This window comes from Arthrobacter sp. C2, from assembly GCA_024207135.1.
Taxonomy (GTDB): Bacteria; Actinomycetota; Actinomycetes; order Actinomycetales; family Micrococcaceae; genus Paeniglutamicibacter.
Window position 1 is genome coordinate 2,510,668 of sequence record CP042428.1, and the last position, 23,559, is coordinate 2,534,226.

The window sequence follows — 23,559 nt, forward strand, 5'->3', positions numbered from 1 at the left end:
AGCGGCCTTCTGCGTGGCCCCCGCCTCCCGCAATCGCATGTATTCCGCCCGCCTGCCGGAGCGGTCCTGCGGGATGTTTTCCACCCCGGCGGCACGCGCCCAGCTCAGTCCCTGGGAGGTTTTGATGCCGGCGTCGCGGGCGGCAACACTGATGTTGCCCCGCGTTCCAGGGCGTCAAGGAACGGAGCCCGCTTCGGTTCGAGCGCCAGCTGCCTGGCCGTCATTGCGGCCTTGGGCTTCCGTTCGAGCGCCGCGAGCGAGTAGGACCAGTTGAAGGCCGTCTGGGTGTTGATGCCCAGGGCCTTGGCCGCGGCGCTGACGCTGTTCAGACGGTCCAACAACACGAAGAACTCGTCCTTATGCTCCGCGGTGTAGCTCGTTCCCGGCGCCCGGCCGTCGTCTTTCGTCCACATCCGGCAGGTGGAGGGCGTGAAGCCCAGTTCCCGGGCTGCGGCCACTCCGGTTCCCAGGCGTTCCTTGGCTTCGAAGAACCGTTCCTTGTCCTGCGGCGAATACTTGCGGTACGTCCGCGGTGCCGGGGAAGAACCCGATTTTTTCCTTAAGGAAAGACCTTCATTTGATAGTGGATCCATGGACGTTGAAACTCCCGAATATCGGGGGCGTTGCAACGATCACGAGAACTCAAGCAATTCACGGTTGAGGTGGGTAATCGCTAGCTGGATGCCGGCCGGCGCACAGGGTCCGGGCAGCGGTGCGGAAACGCGGCCGGTTGTCCGATCTGGCGCCGGCGTTCGCAGTGGTCTGCTTCGCGTACCCGCCCGGATCGGTCAGCGGCGCACCGAAAAGCGCAGGTGAAGCACCCGGTTGCCCTGGATCACCACATCGGGATCCCCCAACAGGTGCTGTGCGCGGACCGACCCGAAGTAGCGCTTGCCGGCCCCGAACACGACGGGTGCAACATCCATGCGCACCTCGTCGACCAGGCCCGCGGCAAGCACCTGGCCGCCGACGTCGCCCGCGGAGACCTCGACGATGCGCTCACCGGCGAGCTCCTGCGCCTTGGCCACGGCTGCCTCGACGCCGTCGACGAAGTGAAACGGAGCCTCGGGGTCCCACCCCTCGGGCCTCGGGCGGTGCGTCACGACAACCACGTGGGCTACCCCGCCCGGAGGCTTCCCGTCCCAGCCGTCGGTCATGTCAAAGACGTGGCGGCCGACGATTGTCGCCCCGATCTGGTCCCAGTACGCCCGGGTGTAGTCGAAGGAAACCTGCGACACCTTCAGCGCGCCGCTCTCGTCCAGTGGAACGTCGCCGCCGGACAACCAGTCGAACAGCGGCCCGGGCTGGTCGTTCCCGTCCGCGATGAAGCCGTCCACCGACACCGATCCGTACATGACCACCTTGCCCACGGTTCTCTCCTTCTGCTTTGGGGTGCCCCACATTAGCAGCCCATCCTTCCTTCGCGAAGGCCCCATTTCCATGCGAACCCGGCGGGTGCAGAATCGAAGCATGGACAGCATGTCCCAACAGCAGCGATCAGAACTCATGTCGAAGATCCGGGCCAAGGACACCAAGCCCGAGCTCATCGTGCGCCGGCTGCTGCATGCCGCCGGGTACCGCTACCTGCTTCATGGCCGCATCCCGTCCGGCGCCCTGGTGAAGTTGCACCGAGAAAATCCCGAGGCCCGGCTGCCCGGCGGCAAGCTACCGGGAACCCCCGACATTGTCTTTCCGGCCCGTCGGCAGGTCGTCTTCGTCAACGGCTGCTTCTGGCACCTGCACGATTGCCCCGCAGGCCGGCACGCGCCGGCGACCAACGCCCGGTTCTGGGAAGACAAACGCAACCGCACCCGCGAACGCGACGGGCAGAACGCCGAGGCGCTCAAGGCCCTGGGCTGGGAATCCTTGGTGCTGTGGGAATGCGACCTCGGGGACCCGCACGCCACCATGGAAACTCTCGCCCGGTTCCTTGGGCCACCCTCGCGACGCCTGGAATCCTAGATTTCGAAGCATTCCACTTGCTTTGCGGTCAATGGCTCACCTGTCCCGGATTTTTGCCTGCCGATGCACCGTTGCAAGACCAAGGGTTTTCTTGGGCTGTCCTGCACACAGCAACGGAGCGTCGTGGCTCCACCATGCGATGGTGGGGCCACGACGCTCCTTTGAATCCGGTGCTTAGGCCGACAATTGCCGCGGGGTGCGGTTCCAGCCGAAGTTCTGCCTGAGCAGCCGGCTCCACTTGTTGGCGGCCAGGTGTGGGTGCAGCAGCGCGATGCCGAGGCAGTACTTGCTCATGCTCACCGGGCGGATGCCCATCTGCGACAACGCCGAGTCCGCCGCTCCGCGTCCGCTGGCGGTCTTCGTCTCGATCACGAACAGGTCCGGGCCGTGCACCGCGGCGTCCTCCCGGGAGTACACCAGGTTCACGTCGCAGGTCAGCCGCTCCTCGTCCAGGGGGTTCACGAAGGTCCCGCGGACATAATCGCTGCGCATGACCGGCTCCAGGTGCGGCAGTTCCTGGTTGTACTCGGCGCGCAGTTGCGCACGCAGGAACTCGGTCGCCTCGGGGTTGATGGCATCGCGCTCGGAAACCTCGTAGGGAATCCGGTGCTTCACGGTCTGCCCGCGCAAACCCTTGAACTTCGCCTCGAACATGCACAACCCGGAATCGGCGTAGGTGCGTGTGCGGATCTTGTAGCGGCGTCGGCGCCCCTGCTTGTGCGCGGTGAACATCTCCAGGTCGGGGGTGTCGAAGTACACCGATTCGTAGGTGAACATCCGGCGTCCCTCGATCTCCATGATCCGGAAATCGGGGCCAAGCCGGGACATCAGCTCGGTGAACTGCTCGGCCGAAAGCAAGAACTTCTTATCCACCCGGGTCATCAACGCGGCCTCGCTCACGACCTCCTCAAGCGAGATCGGATCCGCCGCCGTGGCAGCCGAGTCCAACGCCCGGGCGCACGATCCTGCCAGCACCCCGGTCCCGGAACCCTGCGTCGTGGTCATGGTCATCGCCCCCGGCGCTGGGCAAGGTCCCGTTCGCCGGCGGTGTGCGGCTGCGGCGTGCTTGCCGGTGTCGGGATCGATTCGATGGACGGCGCGTCAAGGAGCTCGCGACGCTTGCCGGCCACGGTGTTGGCGCGGAAGCGCACGTCCACAATGGTCAGGTCGCGGACCATGTCCAGCTCGATCACCACGGTGCGCAGCACCTTGGCGTTGAGCAGCTCGGCCAGTGCGGCGTGCAGCTGGTGCTGTTGCGCATAGGCAGTGTCGAGGGTGACGGTCTGGCGCATGGTGCGTCGGCCGAAGGCCGGGTGGTCGGCGACGAACATGACCAGCACCATGGCCAGGCTCAGCGCCGGAGAAAGCCAGGCCGGGTCCGGGTGCAGTCCGTTGATTAGGCCGATCGCCAGCGAAATGAAGTAGTAGGCGACCTCTTCCTGGGTCAGGGTATCCGATCGAAGGCGGATGATCGACAGGATGCCGAACAGTCCCAGACCCAGGCCGGCTCCGGCTCCGGAACCGTTGAGCAGCATCGTCACCCCGAAGATGCCGAAGTTCAGTGCCAGGTATGCCAGTGCAAGGTCCTTGCGGAAGTGCCGGCGGTAGTAGATGCCGCATACCAGGACCAGCATCGCAACCATGTTGGCTGCCAGGGCTATCCAAAAGTTCTGCATATCGAACTCCTTCATCTCAGGTGTTGTTCATTCACTGTCTGACTAGGACGGTATTGATTCTTTATGAGATGAAAAGGAGTTTTTGATGAGAGGGCTCTCATGAAGAAGCGGCAAACACTGGATGAACCGCGGATTAACCGGGACCCCACGATCCGGCGGATTCCCGGCGGAAGGTCCCGAACCAGCGGCGCCACACACTTGGAGGCAACACCAACAGCCAGCCCCTCAACCAAGACAAGCCTGTGTCCGAAAGCTGAACCCCAGCGGCTGGATCATCTGGGCCGACCATCTCTTCAGTCGATTTTCCGTCCCCAGGTATTCGACGGCCGCAGCTTAAGGCACCCGAGCCCCTCCCCGCCGGGACTGCCGCACATTGCCGTCCGCAGGCAATCGGAGGGTTCACAAACCTTCGGGTGTCAAGCCACCTCAACACCGAAACCGAATGGCCACATGCCCCGAACACGGCTGGCGATTCGCCCAAAAAGCGGGCACATCCACAGGCAATCCCACACCTTCCGCGCAAACCACTTGACGTTGCCACACAAACGGGCATAAAGTCATTCAAACACAGATTCATGTGTGGCACGTCACTGGATGCGAGGAAGCCATGTTCGCCGAAGAACGGCACCGACTGATCACCGAGATGATCGCCGGCAACGGGAAGGTCACCGTAGCCGAACTCTCGGCGCGCTTCGAGATCACCCGCGAAACCGTGCGGCGGGACTTGGCCCAGCTCGAATCCGAGGGCACGCTGCGCCGCGTCCATGGCGGGGCCGTGGCCACCCAGGCGGTGAGCACCCGGGAGGAAAGCCACGACGAACGAACCACCATCCACTCCGAGGCCAAGGCACGCATCGCCCAGGCCGCCCACCTGCTCCTGCCCGCCGAGGGCGTCTCGGTCATGCTCGACGCCGGAACCACCACCGAGATCCTGGCCGGGCTGATCGCCCGGAACTCGTTCAACACCCCCTCGCTGGTCATCACCCACGCGCTGCCCATCGCACAGCGCCTGGCCGGAAACCCGCAGATCCCGCTGGAGCTCATCGGTGGCCGGGTGCGCGGTCTGACCAGCGCCGCCACTGGCGCCGGGACCGTCGAGCAGTTCTCCCGGCTCAGCGCCGACGTGGCCTTCATCGGCACCAACGCCCTGCACTCCAGCTTCGGCCTGAGCACACCCGACCCCATGGAGGCCACGGTCAAGACCGCCATGGTCGCCAGCGCCCAGCGCGTGATCGTGCTGGCGGATTCCTCCAAATTCGAAAGGCTCACCCTCGTGCAATTCGCGAAACTCGACGCAATCGACACCCTGGTCACCGACGCCGCCCCGACCGGCGAGCTGGCTGCGGCCCTCGAGGCCGCCGACGTGGAGGTGGTGCTGGCATGATCGTCACCCTGACCATGAACCCCGCCCTGGACAAGACCATCGAACTGGGCGCCGCACTGGCGCACGGAGACGTGCAGCGCTCGCGCGGCAGCCACCTCCAGGCCGCGGGCAAGGGCGTGAACGTCTCGCGCGCCATCGCCCAGGCCGGGGTCAAGACCCTGGCGGTGCTGCCCGGGGCCGGCACCGACCCGCTGCTGCGCCAACTGATCCTGGACGACGTCGACCACCGCTCGGTGCACATCGACCACCTGCTGCGCACCAACATCACCATCACCGACCCCGACGGCACCACCACCAAGATCAATGAACAGGGCCCGGTGCTCAACTCCGCGGTGCTTCAGGAACTGGTGCGCGTGGTCGTGGAGGTTTCCCGGACCGCGACCTGGCTCGTGCTGGCCGGCTCGCTGCCCCCGGGCGTGGAACCGGGCTTCTACGCGGAGTTGGTGGCCACGGTCCGCACGGCCCTGGGCGATGCGGCACCGAAGATCGCTGTGGACACCTCCGAGGCCCCGCTGCGTGCGCTCTTCGCCGACGGCGTCACCACCCTGCCTGACCTGGTCAAGCCCAACGCCGAGGAACTGGCCGAGCTCACCGGCCAGGGCACGGCCGCCGGCTTCGAGGACTCCCCCATCGCCGCCGCCACCGCAGCCCGGACACTGGTCGACCGCGGGATCGGTGCCGTGCTGGCAACCCTGGGCGCCGGGGGCGCGGTGCTGGTCACCGACGAGGGAGCGTGGACCGCCAGCCACGCGCCCATCGTCCCGCGCTCCACCGTCGGCGCGGGTGACTCGGCCCTGGCCGGGTACCTGCTGGCCGATGTCGCCGGATACTCCCCGGCCCACTGCCTGTCCCGTGCCGTGGCCTACGGGTCCGCTGCCGCGTCCCTTCCGGGCTCCGCCATTCCCACCCCCAACCAGCTGGCTCCCGACGCCGTCACCGTCGCCGAGCTGTCCAACACCCCAAGGACGACGTCATGATCGAACTCATCAACCGGGCTCTTGTCAGCCTGGACGCAGATCTCGGCACCACCACCGACAACGTGATCGAACACCTCGCGTCCCTGGTCTCGTCCCAGGGCCGGGCCACCGATGCCAGTGCCCTGGCCGCCGATGCCAAGGCCCGCGAGGCCAAGACCGCCACCGGCGTGCCCGGCGGCATCGCGATCCCGCACTGCCGTTCGGCCGCGGTGCTTGAGCCCACCCTGGCCATGGCCCGGCTGGCCCCGGCCGTGGACTTCGGCGCCAAGGACGGCCCTGCCGACCTGGTGTTCTTCATCGCCGCCCCCGAGGGCGCCGACCAGGCCCACCTGAAGCTGCTCTCCAAGCTCGCCCGCGCACTGGTCAAGAAGTCCTTCACCGCCGCCCTGCGCGCCGCAACCAGCGAGGAAGAGATCGTGGAACTGGTCTCCGCGGTGATCTCCGACGACCCGGCAGCCGCCGCCGCAGCCGTCGCGGCCACGGAAACCCCGGCTCCCGCCCCGGCAGACGATGCACCTGTGCAGCAGCCCAAGCCGAAGATCGTCGCGGTCACCGCCTGCCCCACCGGCATCGCCCACACCTACATGGCCGCCGACTCCCTGGCCCAGACCGCCGAGGAGATGGGCGTCGAATTCGCCGTCGAGACCCAGGGTTCCTCGGGCTCCACCCCGCTGCCCAAGGGAACAATCGACGCGGCCGACGCCGTGATCTTCGCCGTGGACGTGGATGTGCGCGACCGCTCCCGCTTCGCCGGCAAGCCGCTGATCCAGGTACCGGTCAAGCGCGGCATCGACGAACCGGCCAAGCTCATCAACGACGCCATCGCCGCTTCCAAGGACCCGCACGCCCGCCGCGTCCCGGCGGGCGCGGGCGCCGAGGAGCCCACCGCATCCGAAGGCAAGGAATCTTTCGGCGGCGGGCTCAAGCGCGCGCTGCTGACCGGGGTTTCCTACATGATCCCGTTCGTCGCCGGCGGCGGGCTGCTCATGGCCCTGGGCTTCTTGCTCGGCGGCTACGCGATCACCGAGGTCGCCGACGACGTGCTGGGCTCAAACACCCTGTTCAACCTGCCTGGTGCCGATGTCGTGACGCAGATCGGCGCCCAATTCGGCCCGCTGGGTGTCTACCTGGGTGCCGTCGCGTTCAAGATCGGCAACCTGTCGATGGCCTTCCTGGTCCCGGCGCTGGCCGGCTACATCGCCTACGCCTACGCGGATCGGCCGGGCATCGCCCCGGGCTTCACCGCCGGTGCGGTCGCCGGGTTCATGGGCGCCGGCTTCCTCGGCGGCATCGTCGGCGGCGTGCTCGCCGGCCTGGCCGCCCGCTGGATCACCTCCTGGAAGGTCCCGCGCTTCATGCGCGGGCTGATGCCGGTGGTCATCGTGCCGCTGCTGGCCTCGATCGTCGCCTCCGGGCTGATGTTCTTGCTCTTGGGCGGGCCAATCGCCAAGCTGACCGTGGCACTGAACGGCTGGCTCTCGGGCATGACCGGCACCGCCGCCATCACCTTGGGACTGATCCTGGGACTCATGATGGCCGTGGATTTGGGTGGCCCGGTCAACAAGGTCGCCTACTCCTTCGCCGTGGCCGGGCTGGGTGCCGGCTCGATCGCCGCGAACCCCGCCCCGCTGATGATCATGGCGGCGGTCATGGCCGCCGGCATGGTGCCACCGCTGGCCATGGCCCTGGCCACGGTCATCTCGCCGAAGTTGTTCACCGGTGCCGAGCGCGAAAACGGCAAGGCCGCCTGGCTGCTGGGCTTCTCGTTCATCTCCGAGGGTGCCATCCCGTTCGCCGCCTCCGACCCGCTGCGTGTCATCCCGGCCTCCATGGTCGGCGGCGGCATCACCGGGGCCATGATCATGGGCTTCCATGTGCTCTCGCAGGCCCCGCACGGCGGCATTTTCGTCTTCTTCGCCATGAACAACACCTGGCCGATGTTCCTTCTCTCCACCCTGGTGGGAACCGTGGTCTCGGCGGTCCTGGTGATCGTGCTCAAGAAGTTCGTCCGTAAGCCCGTCACGCAGGCGCCGGCCGTCGCCGAACCGGTCAAGGTCGCCGCGTAAGCGGGACCAGGCAACCCCTCAAACCCACCCCAACCCAAGGAGCTCCCCATGGCAGAACGCATCGCCACCATCGCCAGCCGCGTGGGCCTGCATGCCCGCCCGGCAGCCATCTTCGCCGAGGCAGCCGGCAACGAGGACCTCGAGGTCACCATCGCCCGCGAGGGAGAGCCGGCCGAGGACGCACTCGACGCCGCCAGCATCCTGTCGCTGATGGGCTTGGGCGCCGGACACGGCACCAAGGTCGTGCTGCGGGCAGATGGCGAGGGTGCCGAGTCCGTGCTCGAGACCTTGGCCGCGATTTTGGAAACGGACCACGACGCCTAAGCGTGGTCGCTGCGCTTGAGCCCTGTGTCCCGGGTGGAACTTCTCAAGGAAGTTCCACCCGGGACATTTGCGTTTCCGAACAGATCGGCTGCGCACCGCACGAGAGCAGGCGATGCCGGTGCCTTCAACTGCTCAATGCACCTCGTGCGTGGCGCCGAGGTGTTCCCAATCCAACGTTTGCAGGACAGCTTAAGAGTCGTGCCAGCGAATGATTTGGTCGATGTCAACAGAACCCCAAAGTGGTACAATAAAGTCGTACAACCTTGGAGGTCCAGGCCATGTCGATTTCAGCCAGCGAGGCGCGAAAAACACTATTTCCTCTGATCGATCGCATCAATGAGGATCGCATCGCCGTGGAGATTGTTTCCCGCCGCGGCAACGCCGTCCTGATGCCCGCAGATGACTACGCTGCCTGGCAGGAGACAGCCTATTTGTTCCGGTCTCCGGCCAACGCCCGGCGCCTGTTGGACTCATACGAGCGCGCCACCACGGGAGAGCACTCCGAGCATGAGCTCGATCGCGATTGATCCATGAGACTCGTCTGGGATCAGTCCGCATGGGAAGACTACGTCCATTGGCAATCAGTCGACCGCAACATTCTCAAACGTATCAACAAGCTCATTGATGCCACCCTGCGCGATCCCTATGCCGGCATAGGGAAGCCTGAACAACTTAGATACGGCGCACAAGGTTCTTGGTCCCGCCGCATCACCGAAGAACACCGGCTGGTTTACCTCGTGATTCAAGATGACTTGGTGATTCTTCAAGCCAGATACCACTACTGAACAGTTCTTTCAGCCGCGTTCGTCTTGGACTTGAATGGTCTCGGCCTTCAGCCGTCGCGGAACAACTTTTCGCAATCCGCGCCCCTCCGGCGCCTTCCCCACGGCAGTTTCTGCGGAGGGCCTCGGTGCAGAATCCGTGCTCGAGACCCTGGCCACGATCCTGGAAACGGACCACGACGCATAGGTTCCGCGACTCCTTATATATAGCAACGTCCCGGGCGGGCTTCTTTTCGGCCCACCCGGGACGCTTCAGCATATTGAGGTACTGCTCGGGAACGCGGTTGCCGCCGCGCTCCCGATGGGGAGCAGCACGTGGTGCGACGCTTCTTGGCTCCGCCCCCGGGTTGTCTCCGGTCGCAGGGGCGGATCACCGCATTACGGCTGCAGCGTCGGAACCTTCTTGCCCTCGTTGGCGGCCTTGCGGCGGCGCACCAACTGGCGCAACGGCGGAAGCGTCACGGCCAGCACCGCGATAACCAGCAGCACCACGGCGATCGGGCTGGTGAAGATCGAGGCCCAGCCATCGGTCAGCAATGCGCGGCGCAGGTTCGATTCTGCCAGCGGGCCCAGGATGAGTCCCAGCACCGCCGGACCCGGAGGGAACCCGAAGCGCAGCATGAACAAACCCACCATGCCGAAGATCAGCATCATGAAGACGTCGAACACCGAGTTGTTGATCGAGTAGGTGCCGACCATGCAGAACACCAGGATGACGACCCACAGGAAGTGGTCCGGCAGCTCGAGCAGCTTGATGACGCCCTTCATGCGCAGCAGGCTCAACACCAGGGTGAGCACCGTGGCGATCAGCAGGATGGTCACCAGCGACGCGATCAAATCCGGGTGGCTGCTGAACAGGCCAGGACCGGGCTGGATGCCCCAGATCATCATCGAGCCGATCATCACGGCCATCACCGAGTCCCCGGGCACGCCCAGGGCCATGGTGGTGGTGATTGATCCGCCCAGCGTCGCGGTGGAAGAGGTGTCCCCCGCGGTCAGTCCCTCGAGCGAGCCCTTGCCGAATTCGTGCTTCTTCTTCGAGGCCTTGCGGGCGTTGTCCCAGCCGATGATCCCGGCAATGTCCCCGCCCACGGCGGGAACCAGGCCAATCACCGAACCGGTGGCGGCACCGATGGCCGTGGGCTTGGCCAGGCGCTTGAGCAGCTTGCCGTCGGGCATCCACTGGCCCATCTGGCTGATGGGCTTGATGCCCTTGCCCTTGCGGTGGGTGAGGATCTGGTTGATGACCTCGGCCAGCCCGAAGAAGCCGATGATCACCGGAATGAACGGGATTCCGCCGTTCAGTTCCAGGATGCCCATGGTGAAGCGCTGGTCCCCGGTGATGGGATCGCGCCCGACGGTGGCCAGGAACAACCCGAACGCACCGGCGGCCAGGCCCTTGAAGATCCGTCCCGAGGACACACCCACCATCATGGTCAACCCGAAGACCACCAGCGCAAACATCTCCGCCGGACCGAATTGCATGGCGAAGGCCGAAAGCGGGACCGCAGCGACCGCAAGGATCGCGATGCCGCAGATCATGCCGACCGCCGAGCCCAGCGCCGAGGTGGTCAGCGCCAGGCCGGCCTTGCCCTGGCGGGCCAGCGGGTAGCCGTCGAACGTGGTGGCTATCGAGGCCGGCGTGCCGGGGGTGTTGATCAGGATTGCGGGGATCCTGTCCCCGAACTGCGCCGCCACGTAGATGGTCAGCAGCATGGCCAGACCCTGGGTGGGTTCCATGGTGAGGGTGAACCCGGAGGCCAGGGCCACAGCCATGGTGGCGGTGACCCCGGGGAAGGCCCCGACGAGCATGCCGATGAGGATGCCGATGCCGATAATCATCAGGGTGTCGGGGGCCATCACCGCGGCGATGCCGTCGGTGACGGGTGAGGTGAAAACGGTGATCATAGCGGGACTCGCAATGCAACGATGAACAGGAAATGGAGGACCGCGGTGGTCACCGTGGGGAAGGCCAGCACGGCCTTCCAGCTGCGCCCGCCCAGGACCAGGGTGAACAGAGCGAGCGCGACAAAGGTGATAATCCAGAACTGCAGGACGTTCCACAGCAGCAGGTAGCCGATGCATACCGCCATCGTCATCCCGAACATCGCCAGCCCCGAGGTGGTGATCCGCTCCGGGACATCGGCCTTGCGGACCCCGCGCATCACGTTGTTCAGCACGATCACCGCGCCGAAGAGGATCAGTCCGGCCCCGAGCATGTTCGGCCAGAAGACCGGGCCCAGCTCCGCACTGCCGCGCACGACGATGCCCTTGCCGGCAACCAGGATCCAGATCCCCAGACCGAGGCAAGCGGCCACGGCGATCAGCTCGCGCAGGCGCACCGGAAGGTCGCGGACCAGTGGTTCCTCGTGGTGGTGCGCGGACTCGATGGCCGCGTCTTGGTCGATTTCTTCAAGCGGTGGTTGGTCAGTCATGCTCTCCTCGCTGACTTTTAGGTGCCCAGGGACGGGCCAGGGAACTACTTGGTGTTGTTCTTGGCATAGTCGATCCACGGGCCATAGCGCTTGGCCTCGTCCTGGATGAAGGCAGCCATCTCGGTGGAGTCCTTGAAGGTCGGCACCAGGTTCGAGGACTTGATGACCTCCTGGTAGCTGGCGTCGGCGGTGGCCTTCTCCATGGCGTCGGAGAGCTTCTTCACGGTGTCCTCGGGGGTGTCCTTCGGCGCCATGATCCCGACCCAGGAGGCGTTTTGCAGGTCCACGCCGGCTTCCTTGGCGGTGGGCACATCCGAGTTGTCCGGATCACGCTCGTCGGTGAGCATGGCCAGGTAACGCAGGTGGCCGCCGTCGACCTGGACCTTCTGCGAACCGATGGCGTCAATGGAGAAGTCGACCTTGCCGGAGGCCGCTGCGGCGATGGCCGGGGCCGACCCGTCAAACGGAACCGAGGTCAGCTTGATGTCGGCCAACTGCTGCAGGCCGGCTGCCGGGGAGTCCCACACCGAGCCGATGCCCGGGGAGGAGAAGGTCACTTCGCCCGGCTTGGCCTTGGCCGCGGCAATCAGGTCTTCGAGGGTCTTGAACGGGGAATCCACGGGGACGGCGATGGCCCCGGGTCCGGCCAGCCCCTGGCCGATCGGCGCGTAGTTCTCGGGTTTGATGTCGTAGTCCATGAACTGCAAGGTAGCGACCTCGACGCCCATCATGGCCAGGTTGTAGCCGTCCGGTTCCTGCTCGGCCAGCCAGTTGTAGGCCACCGAACCGTTGGCACCCGGCTTGTTTTCCACGATCACGTTGACGCCGAGGTCTTTTTCCAGCAGCGGGGCGATGGTGCGTGCGGTCAGGTCGCCGGAGCCACCGGCAGCCCACGGCACGATCAGGCGGACGTCCTTGGACGGGAAGTCCCCGTCGGCCGTGCCACCGGACTTGGCGTTGGCCGAACAACCGGTGACTGTCAGCAGGCCTGCGGCAATCAGTGCCGCGGAACGGAGGATGGTCTTTTTCATGATGGTTCCCCTGGAATTTTGGTGGCCGGGCAGGTGCCCGACGCGGTGCGAATGTATATGTCCTAGCTGGGTGGGCTGGTGGTGCCGGACGGGTTTCGCCAAGGCTTCCTCGCAGTGCCTGCTCGATCAGTACTTGTGCGTAATGCGCACATATGTACTTAATGCGAACAACCTGTAACGTAGCGTACTGCATGCTGTGATGCAAGCCACTGTAAAAATCCGAACTTCAACGGCAGGCATTCGACCGCATTTTCGCACCGACAACACAGCCGATACTTGTTCAAAGTTCCTCAAAAAACCCCGTTGACAAGGTATTCAAGCTCCATCACCCGGCATCCGAACCGCTCGACAATTGCCCCGTGCGGAATCCTTCCAGGGTTCGGTCAGCGGACGGACGGCCGTAACACTTGCGCGCTTTGCGCACGCCGGGGTCAGCTGCTTCAGCCAGGCCACGCGCGCCTGTGGTCCACGGGTGGAGGTCAGGCACTGTTGCGGCCCCCGCTGAGATCCAGGGTCTGCCCGGTCATGTAACTGGCTTCGGAAGAGAGCAGCCAGGCGGCCAGCGCCGCAAACTCGGTGGGATCGCCTACCCGCCCCATCGGCACGCGTGAGAGCAGTTCGGCATTGCGTTCCGGACTAAGTGCCGCAAGCAGCGGCGTCTGGAACATGGACGGAGCGACGCAGTTGATGGAGATGCCATGGCGGGCATTCTCCTTGGCCGCGGTCTTGCCCAGCGCAATCAGACCCGCCTTGGAAACCGAGTAGGCAGCCATGTTCGGGTTGCCTTCCCGCCCCGCGATCGAGGCGAGCATGACGATCCGTCCGTAACGGGCCTCACGCATCACCGGCAAGACGGCCTGCAACCCGTGGAGGCACCCGGTGAGGTTGATTTCCAAGGTCCGGTTCCATCCGGCCTGGGGCATCTGGTCCACCGGCGTTTCCGGTCCCTGGAGCCCGTGGCAAAACAGGGCCCCGTCGAGCCGGCCGAAACGCCCCAGTATCCCCTCCAGCACCTGCGACCATTGCCCCGGATCCGTGACGTCCAGGCTCTGCGACAGCCCGTCATCCCCCGGAGCCTCGACGGGCGCGACCACGTCGGTGGCCACCACCACTGCGCCCTCCCGGCGCAGCCGTTCCACGGCGGTGGAGCCCAGTCCCCCGCTGGCCCCGGTCACCAGGACCACCCGCTGGGCGAAGCGGCCCGGCCACGGACTAAAATCTGGCGGGGGTGCCAGTATGGGATCATCCATGAGATTCTCCTTGGTGTGCGATACGAGTGTGGAGTCCCGGAAGATATCCGGGCCTACAGCTTCGCTCATGGCTTGTGGGCCTTGGGCCCAGGCCATCCATGCAGCAGGTATGCGTTCGGCGGAGCACCTCGGTGCCCCCGGGCATCTGCGGAATCATGCGCGAACGACCCCTGCGGCGGCCCGCTTTCGTGCACCCTCGGCGGCGATGTGCCTACCCGCAGCAAAGGCACGGGTCACCGCCGAGCCGAGGGTTGCCCCGCCACCGGGGTAGTTGTTGCGGAACACGCTCGCGGCAACATTCCCCGCCGCGTAGAGCCCCTCGATCGGCTTGCCGTGCCGGTCCAGGACCTGCCCGTCGTGGTTGGTGGCCAGCCCGCCCGAGGTGCCGAGCACACCGGCATGCAACGGCACCGCGTAAAACGGTGCGCGCGCCAGCGGTGCCAGACAGGGGTTGGGCAGGTTCGACGCATCCCCCAGGTGACGGTCCTGCTCGCTGCCGCCGCGCCCGAACCCGGTGTCCACGCCTTTTTCGGCGTCCAGGTTGAAGATGCGCACCGTTTCGGCCAGGGCGGCGGCATCGATGCCCAGTGCCCGGCCCAGGTCCTCCAGGGACTCGGCGCTGGTCATCCACTCCTCGGGCACCCCGGGAGTGGAACCGGCCACCGGGTACTTTTCGAGGTAGTTGGCATCGAACACGAGCCAGGCCGGGTTGTTGGCCTGGTGTGAGGTGTTCGGATCGATGTTGGCGAAGACCCGCGCGGCATCGTGGTAGTTCAGGGCCTCGTTCACGAAGCGGCGCCCCGAGGCATTGACGGTGATGGAACCCGGCAACGTCATCTCCACGTTGCCCATGCGGCCCGAGGGCCTGGAGTCGTATTGCTGCGCCGGCGGGGTGATCACCGGCACGCCCCAGACCGCTGTCATGTCCCGCACCGTGGCACCGACGGCGAGTCCAAGTTCCAGTCCGTCGCCCTCGTTCGACGGGGCGCCGATGGGAGTGACCGGCAGCGGCAAAAACGCCCGGCGCAGCCGCTCGTTCCATTCGAACCCGCCCGAGGCGATGACCACCGCATCGGCGCGAACCGCAACCGAGCCGTCCACCGTGAGACGCCATCCCGCGTCTCCGCGCACCATGTCGGTCACCGGTGCCTCGAGGGCCAAGACCACTCCCAGGTCCAGGGCGGTGGCAGCCAGGGAGCCCACCAGGGCGCCGCCCATGGTGCGCACCCCCGAGGCGGCTCGTTTGGCGAGCAGCCCCGCGTCGGGGGCCCGCCCGTTGAGGTTGTCGCGCTCGATCATGCTCAGCAGCGGGAAATAGGTTGGCGGGCGCAGCATGGCGCTGAGCCCGGGGTACCCTTCCCCGGAGAACGGCAGGTTGTCCAGGCTTCGACCGCCGTGCGCGGCGCCGTCCCATTCCATGTGGTAGTCCGGCCGTGCCAGCGGCACGAGGTTCACCCGGGTCTGGCCGTCGAGGAACTCGATGGCCTGCGCCGCGGTGTCAACGAACCAGTCGATGTCGGCCTGCTCCACGGCGTGGCCTGCCGCGGCGTGCAGGTAGGCGGCCCCGGCCGCCTTCGAGTCGGCAAATCCGGCTTCGCGGGCCAGGTGGTTGTTCGGTGCCCAGATCACGCCGCCGCCGGCGGAACTGGTTCCGCCCAGCAGCGCGGCCTTCTCCAGCACCAGCACGTTGGCCCCCGCGTGGGCGGCACGCACCGCGGCGGTCAGGCCGGCGGCACCGGACCCGATGACCACCACGTCATAGCCGGGCTCCAGCTCGGTGATCGGTGTGGCCGGGGAGGCAAGGGGGGTGTTCATGGTTCGGCGCTTTCGTTCGGTGGGACTCGGGGACGGGGCTCTTAGGAGGCCAGGACGCTGGCGGGCATGTCGATGACGATCTTCCCGACGTTTTGCCCGGGATCCAGCATGGTCTCGAAGGCCTGCCCCAGCTGCTTCAAATCGAAGCTGTGGGTGATCAGCTTGTAGGCGAGGTCGTGGTGCCGGTTGAGCACCTCGAGTGCCTCCGGGATCAGGTTCAGCGAGTTGCGGCTGCCACGGATGTCAAGTTCCTTGAAGGGGACATCCCTCATGGACAGTGCCGCGGTTGCCGTGGAGATCCCGACCTGGACGATGCGTGCCGTGGGCGCGGCCAGGCGGACCGCGTTCTCGAAGGAGACCGGAACGCCCGTGGCCTCGATGACCAGCGACGGGCCCGACAGCGGGCACCAGCTCTCGAGTTCGGCCTGCTGTTCGGGGTTCGGGAATTCGCCGGAGCCGGCCTTCAGCGTGGCCACGGCCCCGAAGGCCCGGGCCAGTTCGAGGCGCGATTCCGAAAGATCCGAGGCGATGACCGTGACCCCGCGCTCGGCCAGGAACAAGGTGGCCAGCAGCCCGATCGGCCCGCACCCCAGCACCAGCGCGGTTTCGCCCTCCACCGGGGTTCCCCGGTTGACGGCCTGCATCGCGATCGAACCGGGCTCCCCGAGGGCGGCCAGCCTCACGGGCATGCCCTCGGGCAGCACATGGAGCTTGCCGACAGGGACGCTGACCACTTCGGCCAGCGCGCCGTCCTCGTAGCAGCCCAGGCAGGAAATTGACTGGCAGACGTTGTAGCGCCCGGCCTTGCAGGGACCGCACTCGTTGCAGTAGACCATGGGGCTGACCGCCACCGGCGCACCCACCGGAAGCTGCTCTGCTCCCGGCGCTGCCTCGGTGCCAAAGTCGATGGCCTCGATGATGCCGACGAACTCGTGGCCCTGGACCAGCGGAAGGTCCGTCGGATAGTCGTCGTCCCAGATGTGCAGGTCGGTGCCGCACAGGGCGACGTGCTGGACGCGCACCAGGGCGTGCCCGGGACGCAGCGCGGGCATGTCCTCGTCGCGGAATTCGATGGTCCGGCGCTTGGTGGTGTGTGCTCTGAGCATGGTCTTGTCCTCTCCCGTCCGGGCCGCGAGGCCTAGAGCTTGTCCTTGCCGAAGAAGATGTCCCAGCGACGGATGCCGCGCTCGGTGATCAGCCCGGCCTGGGCGAACGGGTCGGCATCCATCATGGCCAGCGCGTCGGCCTCGTCGGCGGCGCTGATGATCAGCAGGGCGCCGGCGCCGGAGTCGACGGGACCGCTGACCAACAGGCGGCCTGCCTCGAAGCGGTCCTTCAGGAACTCGACGTGGGTGGGGCGGACCTCGTCGCGCCTCGAAGCGGTCTCGTCCGAGTAGGTGTAGCTAATGGCGTAGGTGTTCATGGCGTGGTGCTCCTGGGATGTTGTGTGTTTGGAAATCGGTGGGTGCTGCTAGCTAACGGGTGCGATCCTCGAGCGCGGGGGCCTCGGTGCCGTCGTCTTCATAAGCGGTGGTTCCGGCCATGTCGCGCGCTGCGACGTATCCGAAGGTCAGCGCGGGCCCGAGGTTGATGCCGCCGGCCGGGTAGTGCCCGCCCATGACGCTGGCCTGGTCGTTGCCCGCCGCGTAGAGCCCGGCGATCACGTTCCCGGACTCGTCGAGCACGCGGGCCGCGGCATCCACGTCGATGCCGGCGAAGGTGCCGAAGGATCCGGGCACCACCTTGACCGCGTAGAACGGACCCTTCTCGATCGGGCCGAGCGAGGGGTTGGGGGTGTTTTTCGCGTCCCCGCCATAGCGGTTGAACGCGCTTTCGCCGCGCCCGAACTCCGGGTCGATGCCCCGGGCCGCGTTGGCGTTGAAGTCAGCCACGGTTGCGGCGAGCTGTGCCGGATCGATGCCGCACTTGGCCGCCAACTCCTCCAAGGTGCTGCCCTTCACCAGGTAGCCGCTGCGCAGGTACGGGGCCAGCGGCACCGGAAGCGGCTTGGCCATGCCCAGCGGGAAGCGACGGACGTAGCGCGAGTCGGCGATCTGCCAGGCCTGCACCGCCTGGCCCTCGCCGCTCGCCTTGATCATGGCGTCGACGTAGTCGTAGTAGCCGTTGGCCTCGTTGACGAAGCGCTTGCCGTTGGCCAGCACCCCGATGCTGCCTGGCTTGGCGCGGTCCATGATGTGCGGGAAGGTGCCGGTTTTCCCGTTGGGGTACTTGATCAGAGAGACCGGGCACCATGCGGCAGGGGAGGCCATATCGGTGTTGAAGCGTGCGCCCACGGCCCGCGCCATGTCCAGGCCCGCACCGTTGGCCTCGGCCGGGGCCAGGGACCAGTGTTCGTTGCCAGTGGGGGTGTGGGGGAAGAGTTCGGCGCGCAGGGCGGCGTTCTGCGGGAAGCCGCCGGTGGCCAGCACCACGCCGCGGCGGGCGGCCAGGGTGTAATCGCCGTTCGGGCCGCTGAGCTTAACCCCGGTGACCCGGCCCGCGTCGTCGGTGAGCAGTTGGTGTGCGGCGGTGGACACGCGGATGTCCACGCCCAGGTCGTCGGCGGACTTCATCAAGCGTGCGGTCAGCGCGGTGCCGTTGACCAGCTGCATGTTCCGGCGGTGCACGGCCAGGTCGAACAGGTGGGTGGTGACGCGCTTGGCCGCATGCAGGATGCCTGGGATGCTTCCCTGGGAGGCGGAGAGGAACTTGGACAGGTCTTCCCCGGCCATGATGCCCATGCCCAGGAAGCTGGTGGCGTAGAGCTGGTGGCGCATCTTGGCCCGCAGCCCGGGCTTGATGTTCCGCGCGTTGTACGGGGCGGGGCCCACCGAGCGGTGTCCGGTGCCGGCTCCGGGGGTGTCCCCATAGATGTCGTTGATCTTCGCGCCGGGGGTGAATTGCAGGGAGGTGCGTTGGTGGAAGAAGCCGACCATGTGCGGCACCGCTTCGAGGAAGGCGTCCACGCGTGCAGCGTTGTAGCGAGCCCCCAGCCGGTGGCGCAGGTAGGTGCGGAATTCCTCCCGGTCCTCGTTGACGCCCGCGGCCTTGGCCAGCGGGTTGCCCGGGGTCCAGGCCCAGCCGCCGGACCAGGAGGTGGCTCCGCCGCATACCTCGGCCTTTTCCACCACGACCACCTTCAGCCCGTGGTAGGCGGCGGTCACCGCGGCGGACAGTCCGCCGGCGCCGGATCCGACGACAACGACATCGACCTCGGATGCTTGGATGGGAGTGGTGCTCATGGTGGGTGTTTCCGTTCAGTTCAAAAAGGGAGGGAGGGAAGGTGAAGTCCCGGGCCTAATGGCCGTATTCGTCGGAGTCCAGGCGCGGTCCGGCCCCGGTGTCCAGGGCGTCGATCCCCGCGCGTTCGGCGGGAGTGAGACTGAAGTCGAAGACCTCGAGGTTCTCGCGCTGGCGTGCGTCGCTGGCCGACTTCGGCACCGCAAGGCGGCCGGCGTCAAGGTGCCAGCGCAGCACGATTTGGGCCGGGGTCTTGGAGTGTGCGGTTGCCGGGCCGGTGATGGCAGGATCAAGAAGGAAATCCCCGGCGCGGCCCAGCGGGCTGTAGGCCGCAGTGGCAATGCCGCGTGCCGCGTTGGCCTCCAGCAAGGGTTTCTGCAGGTGCTGCGGGTCAACCTGGATCTGGTTGATGGCCGGTTTCAGCCCCGCGGCCAGCACCTCGTCCAGGTGGGTGGCCTTGAAGTTGGACACGCCCCAGGCGCGCAGGCGTCCGGCGTCCACCAGGTCCTGCAGGCCGCGGCAGGCCTCGACGTAGCCGCCGAGTTGCGGGTTGGGCCAATGGACCAAAAACAGGTCCAGGTAGTCCAGGCCCATGCGCTTCAGCGCCGCATCGTAGCTCTGGATGGCGCCGCCGCGGGAGTGGCCCGGCAGGCTGAGCTTGCTGGTGACCCAGAGCTGTTCGCGGGCCATGCCGCTGCGGCGAATGCCTTCGCCGACGGCGTCCTCGTTGCCGTACTTCTGCGCGGTGTCGAGGTGGCGGTAGCCGTTGGCGATGCCGCGGGCGACGCTGTCGGCGGCTTCCTCGCCGAGCAGCGGCCAGGTCCCCAGACCGAGCATGGGGGCCCGCACGCCGGGAGCAATCTCCAGATCCGCTGCCGCGGTGTTGGTGGTGTTCATGGTGTTGGCCTCTCGAGACTTCACTTGGACTGCGGGAGCAGGGCCGCGGCCCGCAGCGCATTGGCGGCCGCCACGACGGAATCGGCTCCGGCCTTGAGCGTGTTGGCCCAGCCCTGTTCGCCGAGGCGTGCGAGCGTGGAGTCCGAAGGGGCCTCGACGCTCAATGGGAGATCGGCCGGGAGGGCCGCGACCATCTCGGCGAGGCGGAAGTCACCGTCGCCCGGGACCCCGCGCTCGGAGCGCGATTCATGGACCAGGCCGTCACGGTCCGCCGGGGCCACGGCCGGGCCGTCGCAGAGCTGTAGCATCGGGATCAGCCCGGCGTGTTCAAGCAGCTGCTCGTCGGTGGTGCCGACCCGGCTCAGGTGCAGGGTGTCGCCCACGAGCTTGCAGCCGGTGTCCCGGGCCAGGTTCGCCGCCAGGGGCAGCGAGTTGACGCTTTGGTAGGAGATGACCTCCAGGGTCGGGACGATGCCGAAGTCGTCACCGTCGCGGACCATCTGCCCCAGGATTTCGGCCAGCTTGTCGTGGTCGGTGAGCGCGGCGGCGACCGTGAGGCTGTTTGCGCCCAGCGCCTGGCCTGCTTCCATCATTGCCCGCCAGGCGGTGCGCTGGTCGGTGCCGTCGAGCAGCAGGAATTCGATGTCCATGATCCCGACCCCGGTGTCCTTCACGGCACGCAGCGTTTCGGCGAGCATCGCCGAACCCGGCTGCAGGTCGTAGGCGCGTTCGGTGGCGGTGACCGGGCGGACCCGGGCGCCGATGAAATCGAAGCCCGCGGTGGCGGCGATGCGCACCAATTGCGGCGGGGCGGTGCCCACCAGGGAAAGCTGGGCCAGGCCGATCTGCTGGGTTGTGCTTGTCATGTTCTCGCTCAAATCATGGGGGTGGGAAACGAATGGGGCCGGGGCCTAGGCGCCCGGGGTGATGGAATCGAGCCGGGCCACGACAGCATCGGGGGCCGTGGGGACATTGGTCGGGAATGGTGCGAAGCGCACCGGCTCCCCGGTGCGTGCCGACTTGTAGATCGCCAGCAGGATGCGCAACGCGTTGGTGGCGTCTTGCCCGGTGACGGCCGGGTCGTGCGAGTGGGTCACGGCGTGGACGAACTCCGCGATCTGTTCGCGGTGGTGCGGGATCAGCGCGGCGTTGATGCCGGCCAGCCCGACGTTGGCGACGGCGTCGGCCGGGTGCGCCGGGGTGCTGGCCACCGTGTCGCCCGCGGCCATGATGGTCAGGCGCCCGTCGCTGCCCTCGGGGAATTCACTCAGCTCCGCGGTGGCTCCGGTGGCACCGGTGATGCGGATCTGCACCCCGAGTGCCGGGTTTGCGGCGGTGGAGGCGGTCAGCGTGGCGATCGCCCCGCTGGTGAACCTCAGCACCGCGGAGGCCGAATCCTCGACTTCGATGTTCGCTGCGTGCTTGAAGGTGTTGATCGCCCCGTAGACCTCGGCGACAGGGCCCATGTACCACTGCAGCAGGTCGATGTAGTGGATGGCCTGGGTCATCAGCACCCCGCCGCCGTCATTCGCCCAGGTGCCGCGCCAGGCGTCGGCTGAGTAGTATTCCGGTTCGCGGTGCAGCAGCACCGAGACCTGGCCCATGACCGGTGCGCCGAGCGTGCCGTCGTCGATGGCCTCGCGCAGGGCGCGGGCCGCGGGCCAGAAGCGGCGCTGGAAGAGCACACCGAGTTTGACCCCGGCGGTCGCACAGGCATTGGCCATGCGTTCCGCCGAGGCAACATCCACGGCAATCGGCTTTTCGCACAAGACATTCACGCCCGCAGCCGCGGCGGCCAGGACCACTTCCTCGTGGGTCGGGTGCGGGGTGCAGACCGAGACGATGTCCAGGCCCAGCGCCAGCAGGGCGTCGACCGAGTCCACCGCGTGGGCGAGGTTCCAAGACTTGGCGGTGGCCTGCGCGCGGGTGATGTCGACGTCGCAGACCCCGATGACCTCCACATTCCCGAGGGAGGTGAAGGCCTCGAGGTGGTTGCGGCTGATGTTGCCGCATCCCACGATGCCCACGCGCAAGCGCGGGGTGGATGCGGTGGTGGATCCGGACATGGTCCAGGCCTTTCTGTTGGGGTCTGTCGGGTGCTTCGCGGTTGCCCGCCGTGCATGGATTCAACTCTAGGAAGTGGCGCAGGACACGTGGTCAGGTTGCCTGTTGAATGGGAAGCACGTTCGAAAACATCGATTCCACTTGCACATTTACTGGTTGCCTCGCCATCCGGCGAGGGGTTGGCGGGCCAGGGTGACGCTAGTTGGCGCGTGCCCAGCTGCCGGTGCCCAGCTCCTCGATCGGGGTGAACGCGGTTTCCCGGGCGGTCATCACGAAGATCGCGGAGACCAGCGCGCAGCTGACGGCGAAGATTGCCACCGGCAGCCAGCCATATTCGCCCGGACCGGTCAGCAGGGTGGCCACGGCCGGGGCGAAGCCGGTGAGGACCAGGCCGAACTGGTTGCCGATGGCCATGCCCGAGTAGCGCACGGGGGCGGCGAACATCTCCGGGAAAAACACCGTCCACACGCCGTTCCAGGCCGAGTAGAAGACCGACATGTTCAGCAGGCCGAAGACGAAGATCAAGACGATGTTCTGCTCGCCGATGGCCCAGAAATAACCGAAGATGGTCACGGAGCAGCCCAGCATTCCAATGAGCAGCACCGGCTTGCGCCCGAAGCGGTCCGAAAGGTGGCCGGCCAGCGGGATGGTGAAGATCGACAGCCCGACTGTCACCGCGCTGATGACCAGCATGGTGGTGCGGTCGATGCCGACCTGCGGGCCGGTGGCATAGGCCAGGGCGTAGACGGTGAAAATGGTTTGCATGACGGCGTACATGGTGATGAACACGATGCGCAGCACGTCGCGCCACTGGGTGCGCAGCACGATGAGGGCCGGGGCCTTCTGCTTGGCACCGGTGCTCTCCGCCTTGACCTCTTCCTCGAAGACCGGGGTCTCATCCAAGTGGGTCCGGACCCAGTAGGCCACGGCCAGCACGACCACCGAGAGCAGGAACGGGATCCGCCAGCCCCAGCTCATCAGCTGGTCCTCGGGAAGCGCGGCGATGGGGATGAAAACCAGGGTCGAGAGCACCATTCCGGAGGCATATCCGGTCATCACGAACGAGGTGTAGAAGCCGCGCTTGCCTTCCGGGGAGTGCTCCACGGTCAGCGTGGAGGCGCCAGCGGCCTCCGCTCCGGCCGAGAAGCCCTGGGCCAGCCGGCCCAGGATCAGCAGGCCGGTGGCCCACCAGCCGAGCTGTTCGTATGTGGGCAGCAGCCCGATGCCCAGGGAGGCGACGCCCATGATCAGCAGCGTGATCATCAGTGCCTGCTTGCGTCCCACGCGGTCCCCCACGTGGCTCATCACGATGCCGCCCAGCGGCCGGGCCAGGTAGCCGACGCCGAAGGTGGCCATCGATCCCAGCAGCGCGACCGCCGGGTCGGCATCCGGGAAGAAGAGCTTGTTGAAGACCAGTGCCGCGGCGGTGCCGTAGATGAAGAAGTCGTAGTACTCGAGGGTCGATCCCAGGAAGGCCGCCAGGGCGGCCTTGCGCGGGCTGCGCAACGGTTCCGGTGCCACAACCTCATCGCTGGCGCGATCCGGGACGTGGGCGGCGGGGTCATTCTGTGTGCGGGGCATGGGAGCCCTCCTGAGGAACGTAGGAAAATTCGGGGTGTCTGCGCGGTGGCATCAGCGGCGACGGCCGGGGTGTGG

Annotated in this window: 23 protein-coding genes; 7 read left to right on the plus strand and 16 right to left on the minus strand. The window is 66.8% G+C overall.

Annotated features, from left to right (window positions below):
* Positions 1 to 104: 104 nt before the first annotated feature.
* Together FPY90_RS11770 and FPY90_RS11775 are read right to left on the minus strand one after the other, a co-directional pair.
* Entirely contained in the window at positions 105 to 593 is a 489-nt protein-coding gene (locus FPY90_RS11770) for a helix-turn-helix domain-containing protein (RefSeq protein ID WP_498681140.1), read from the minus strand.
* 195 nt (positions 594 to 788) lie between these two features.
* A complete protein-coding gene (locus FPY90_RS11775) occupies positions 789 to 1,370 on the minus strand; it encodes a dihydrofolate reductase family protein (protein WP_498685577.1) in 582 nt (193 codons plus the stop codon).
* A 100-nt stretch (positions 1,371 to 1,470) separates the two neighbouring features.
* Here FPY90_RS11775 and FPY90_RS11780 point away from each other — a divergent pair, with 100 nt between their 5' ends.
* Positions 1,471 to 1,962, plus strand: coding sequence for a very short patch repair endonuclease (locus FPY90_RS11780; RefSeq protein WP_498681141.1), 492 nt, complete (start codon positions 1,471 to 1,473; stop codon positions 1,960 to 1,962).
* 174 nt (positions 1,963 to 2,136) lie between these two features.
* Here FPY90_RS11780 and FPY90_RS11785 read toward each other — a convergent pair whose 3' ends face one another.
* Both FPY90_RS11785 and FPY90_RS11790 read right to left on the minus strand, forming a co-directional pair.
* On the minus strand, positions 2,137 to 2,967 hold the full coding sequence (locus tag FPY90_RS11785; protein ID WP_498681142.1) for a polyphosphate polymerase domain-containing protein: 831 nt from the start codon (positions 2,965 to 2,967) through the stop codon (positions 2,137 to 2,139).
* Between the two features lie 2 nt (positions 2,968 to 2,969).
* Entirely contained in the window at positions 2,970 to 3,638 is a 669-nt protein-coding gene (locus FPY90_RS11790) for a DUF4956 domain-containing protein (RefSeq protein WP_498681143.1), read from the minus strand.
* A gap of 607 nt (positions 3,639 to 4,245) precedes the next feature.
* On the opposite strand from FPY90_RS11790, the gene FPY90_RS11795 reads away from it, so the two are divergent.
* The 6 genes from FPY90_RS11795 (at position 4,246) to FPY90_RS11820 (ending at position 9,174) form a co-directional block, all read left to right on the plus strand.
* Entirely contained in the window at positions 4,246 to 5,022 is a 777-nt protein-coding gene (locus tag FPY90_RS11795) for a DeoR/GlpR family DNA-binding transcription regulator (protein ID WP_498681145.1), read from the plus strand.
* Positions 5,019 to 5,999, plus strand: coding sequence for a 1-phosphofructokinase family hexose kinase (locus tag FPY90_RS11800; protein WP_498681147.1), 981 nt, complete (start codon positions 5,019 to 5,021; stop codon positions 5,997 to 5,999). Before FPY90_RS11795 ends, FPY90_RS11800 begins: the two co-directional genes overlap by 4 nt.
* Positions 5,996 to 8,065: a PTS fructose transporter subunit IIABC gene (locus FPY90_RS11805; protein ID WP_498681148.1), complete on the plus strand. Its 2,070-nt coding sequence runs from the start codon at positions 5,996 to 5,998 to the stop codon at positions 8,063 to 8,065. Before FPY90_RS11800 ends, FPY90_RS11805 begins: the two co-directional genes overlap by 4 nt.
* Before the next feature lie 48 nt (positions 8,066 to 8,113).
* Positions 8,114 to 8,389, plus strand: a complete 276-nt coding sequence (locus tag FPY90_RS11810; RefSeq protein ID WP_071214301.1) for an HPr family phosphocarrier protein — start codon at positions 8,114 to 8,116, stop codon at positions 8,387 to 8,389.
* 278 nt (positions 8,390 to 8,667) lie between these two features.
* The gene (locus tag FPY90_RS11815; RefSeq protein WP_071214524.1) at positions 8,668 to 8,916 is read left to right on the plus strand and encodes a type II toxin-antitoxin system Phd/YefM family antitoxin; all 249 of its coding nucleotides are present in this window, start codon (positions 8,668 to 8,670) and stop codon (positions 8,914 to 8,916) included.
* 3 nt (positions 8,917 to 8,919) lie between these two features.
* A complete protein-coding gene (locus FPY90_RS11820; RefSeq protein WP_071214302.1) occupies positions 8,920 to 9,174 on the plus strand; it encodes a Txe/YoeB family addiction module toxin in 255 nt (84 codons plus the stop codon).
* A gap of 375 nt (positions 9,175 to 9,549) precedes the next feature.
* Here the strand turns inward: FPY90_RS11820 and FPY90_RS11825 are convergent, their stop codons facing one another.
* The 12 genes from FPY90_RS11825 to FPY90_RS11880 form a co-directional block, all read right to left on the minus strand.
* Positions 9,550 to 11,079, minus strand: a complete 1,530-nt coding sequence (locus FPY90_RS11825) for a tripartite tricarboxylate transporter permease (protein WP_498681150.1) — start codon at positions 11,077 to 11,079, stop codon at positions 9,550 to 9,552.
* Positions 11,076 to 11,606, minus strand: coding sequence for a tripartite tricarboxylate transporter TctB family protein (locus tag FPY90_RS11830; protein WP_071214304.1), 531 nt, complete (start codon positions 11,604 to 11,606; stop codon positions 11,076 to 11,078). Before FPY90_RS11830 ends, FPY90_RS11825 begins: the two co-directional genes overlap by 4 nt.
* A gap of 44 nt (positions 11,607 to 11,650) precedes the next feature.
* Positions 11,651 to 12,637, minus strand: a complete 987-nt coding sequence (locus FPY90_RS11835; protein ID WP_307579089.1) for a Bug family tripartite tricarboxylate transporter substrate binding protein — start codon at positions 12,635 to 12,637, stop codon at positions 11,651 to 11,653.
* 479 nt (positions 12,638 to 13,116) lie between these two features.
* A complete protein-coding gene (locus tag FPY90_RS11840) occupies positions 13,117 to 13,887 on the minus strand; it encodes an SDR family NAD(P)-dependent oxidoreductase (protein WP_071214306.1) in 771 nt (256 codons plus the stop codon).
* Between the two features lie 153 nt (positions 13,888 to 14,040).
* Complete coding sequence (locus tag FPY90_RS11845) at positions 14,041 to 15,702, minus strand: FAD-dependent oxidoreductase (RefSeq protein ID WP_307579084.1); 1,662 nt, start codon at positions 15,700 to 15,702, stop codon at positions 14,041 to 14,043.
* 41 nt (positions 15,703 to 15,743) lie between these two features.
* The gene (locus tag FPY90_RS11850; protein WP_307579082.1) at positions 15,744 to 16,808 is read right to left on the minus strand and encodes an alcohol dehydrogenase catalytic domain-containing protein; all 1,065 of its coding nucleotides are present in this window, start codon (positions 16,806 to 16,808) and stop codon (positions 15,744 to 15,746) included.
* A gap of 32 nt (positions 16,809 to 16,840) precedes the next feature.
* On the minus strand, positions 16,841 to 17,125 hold the full coding sequence (locus FPY90_RS11855; RefSeq protein ID WP_071214309.1) for a YciI family protein: 285 nt from the start codon (positions 17,123 to 17,125) through the stop codon (positions 16,841 to 16,843).
* Positions 17,126 to 17,177: 52 nt separating this feature from the next.
* The gene (locus FPY90_RS11860) at positions 17,178 to 18,944 is read right to left on the minus strand and encodes an FAD-dependent oxidoreductase (protein WP_498681152.1); all 1,767 of its coding nucleotides are present in this window, start codon (positions 18,942 to 18,944) and stop codon (positions 17,178 to 17,180) included.
* Between the two features lie 55 nt (positions 18,945 to 18,999).
* Positions 19,000 to 19,839, minus strand: a complete 840-nt coding sequence (locus FPY90_RS11865; RefSeq protein ID WP_498681154.1) for an aldo/keto reductase — start codon at positions 19,837 to 19,839, stop codon at positions 19,000 to 19,002.
* Between the two features lie 20 nt (positions 19,840 to 19,859).
* Positions 19,860 to 20,705 (minus strand): sugar phosphate isomerase/epimerase family protein, encoded by an 846-nt coding sequence (locus FPY90_RS11870; RefSeq protein ID WP_498681155.1) that lies wholly within the window; start codon positions 20,703 to 20,705, stop codon positions 19,860 to 19,862.
* 45 nt (positions 20,706 to 20,750) lie between these two features.
* Positions 20,751 to 21,905 carry a Gfo/Idh/MocA family protein gene (locus FPY90_RS11875; RefSeq protein ID WP_498681156.1) on the minus strand — a complete coding sequence of 385 codons (1,155 nt, stop codon included), beginning with the start codon at positions 21,903 to 21,905 and terminating at the stop codon, positions 20,751 to 20,753.
* A 196-nt stretch (positions 21,906 to 22,101) separates the two neighbouring features.
* Complete coding sequence (locus FPY90_RS11880) at positions 22,102 to 23,484, minus strand: MFS transporter (RefSeq protein WP_498681158.1); 1,383 nt, start codon at positions 23,482 to 23,484, stop codon at positions 22,102 to 22,104.
* Positions 23,485 to 23,559: the final 75 nt, after the last annotated feature.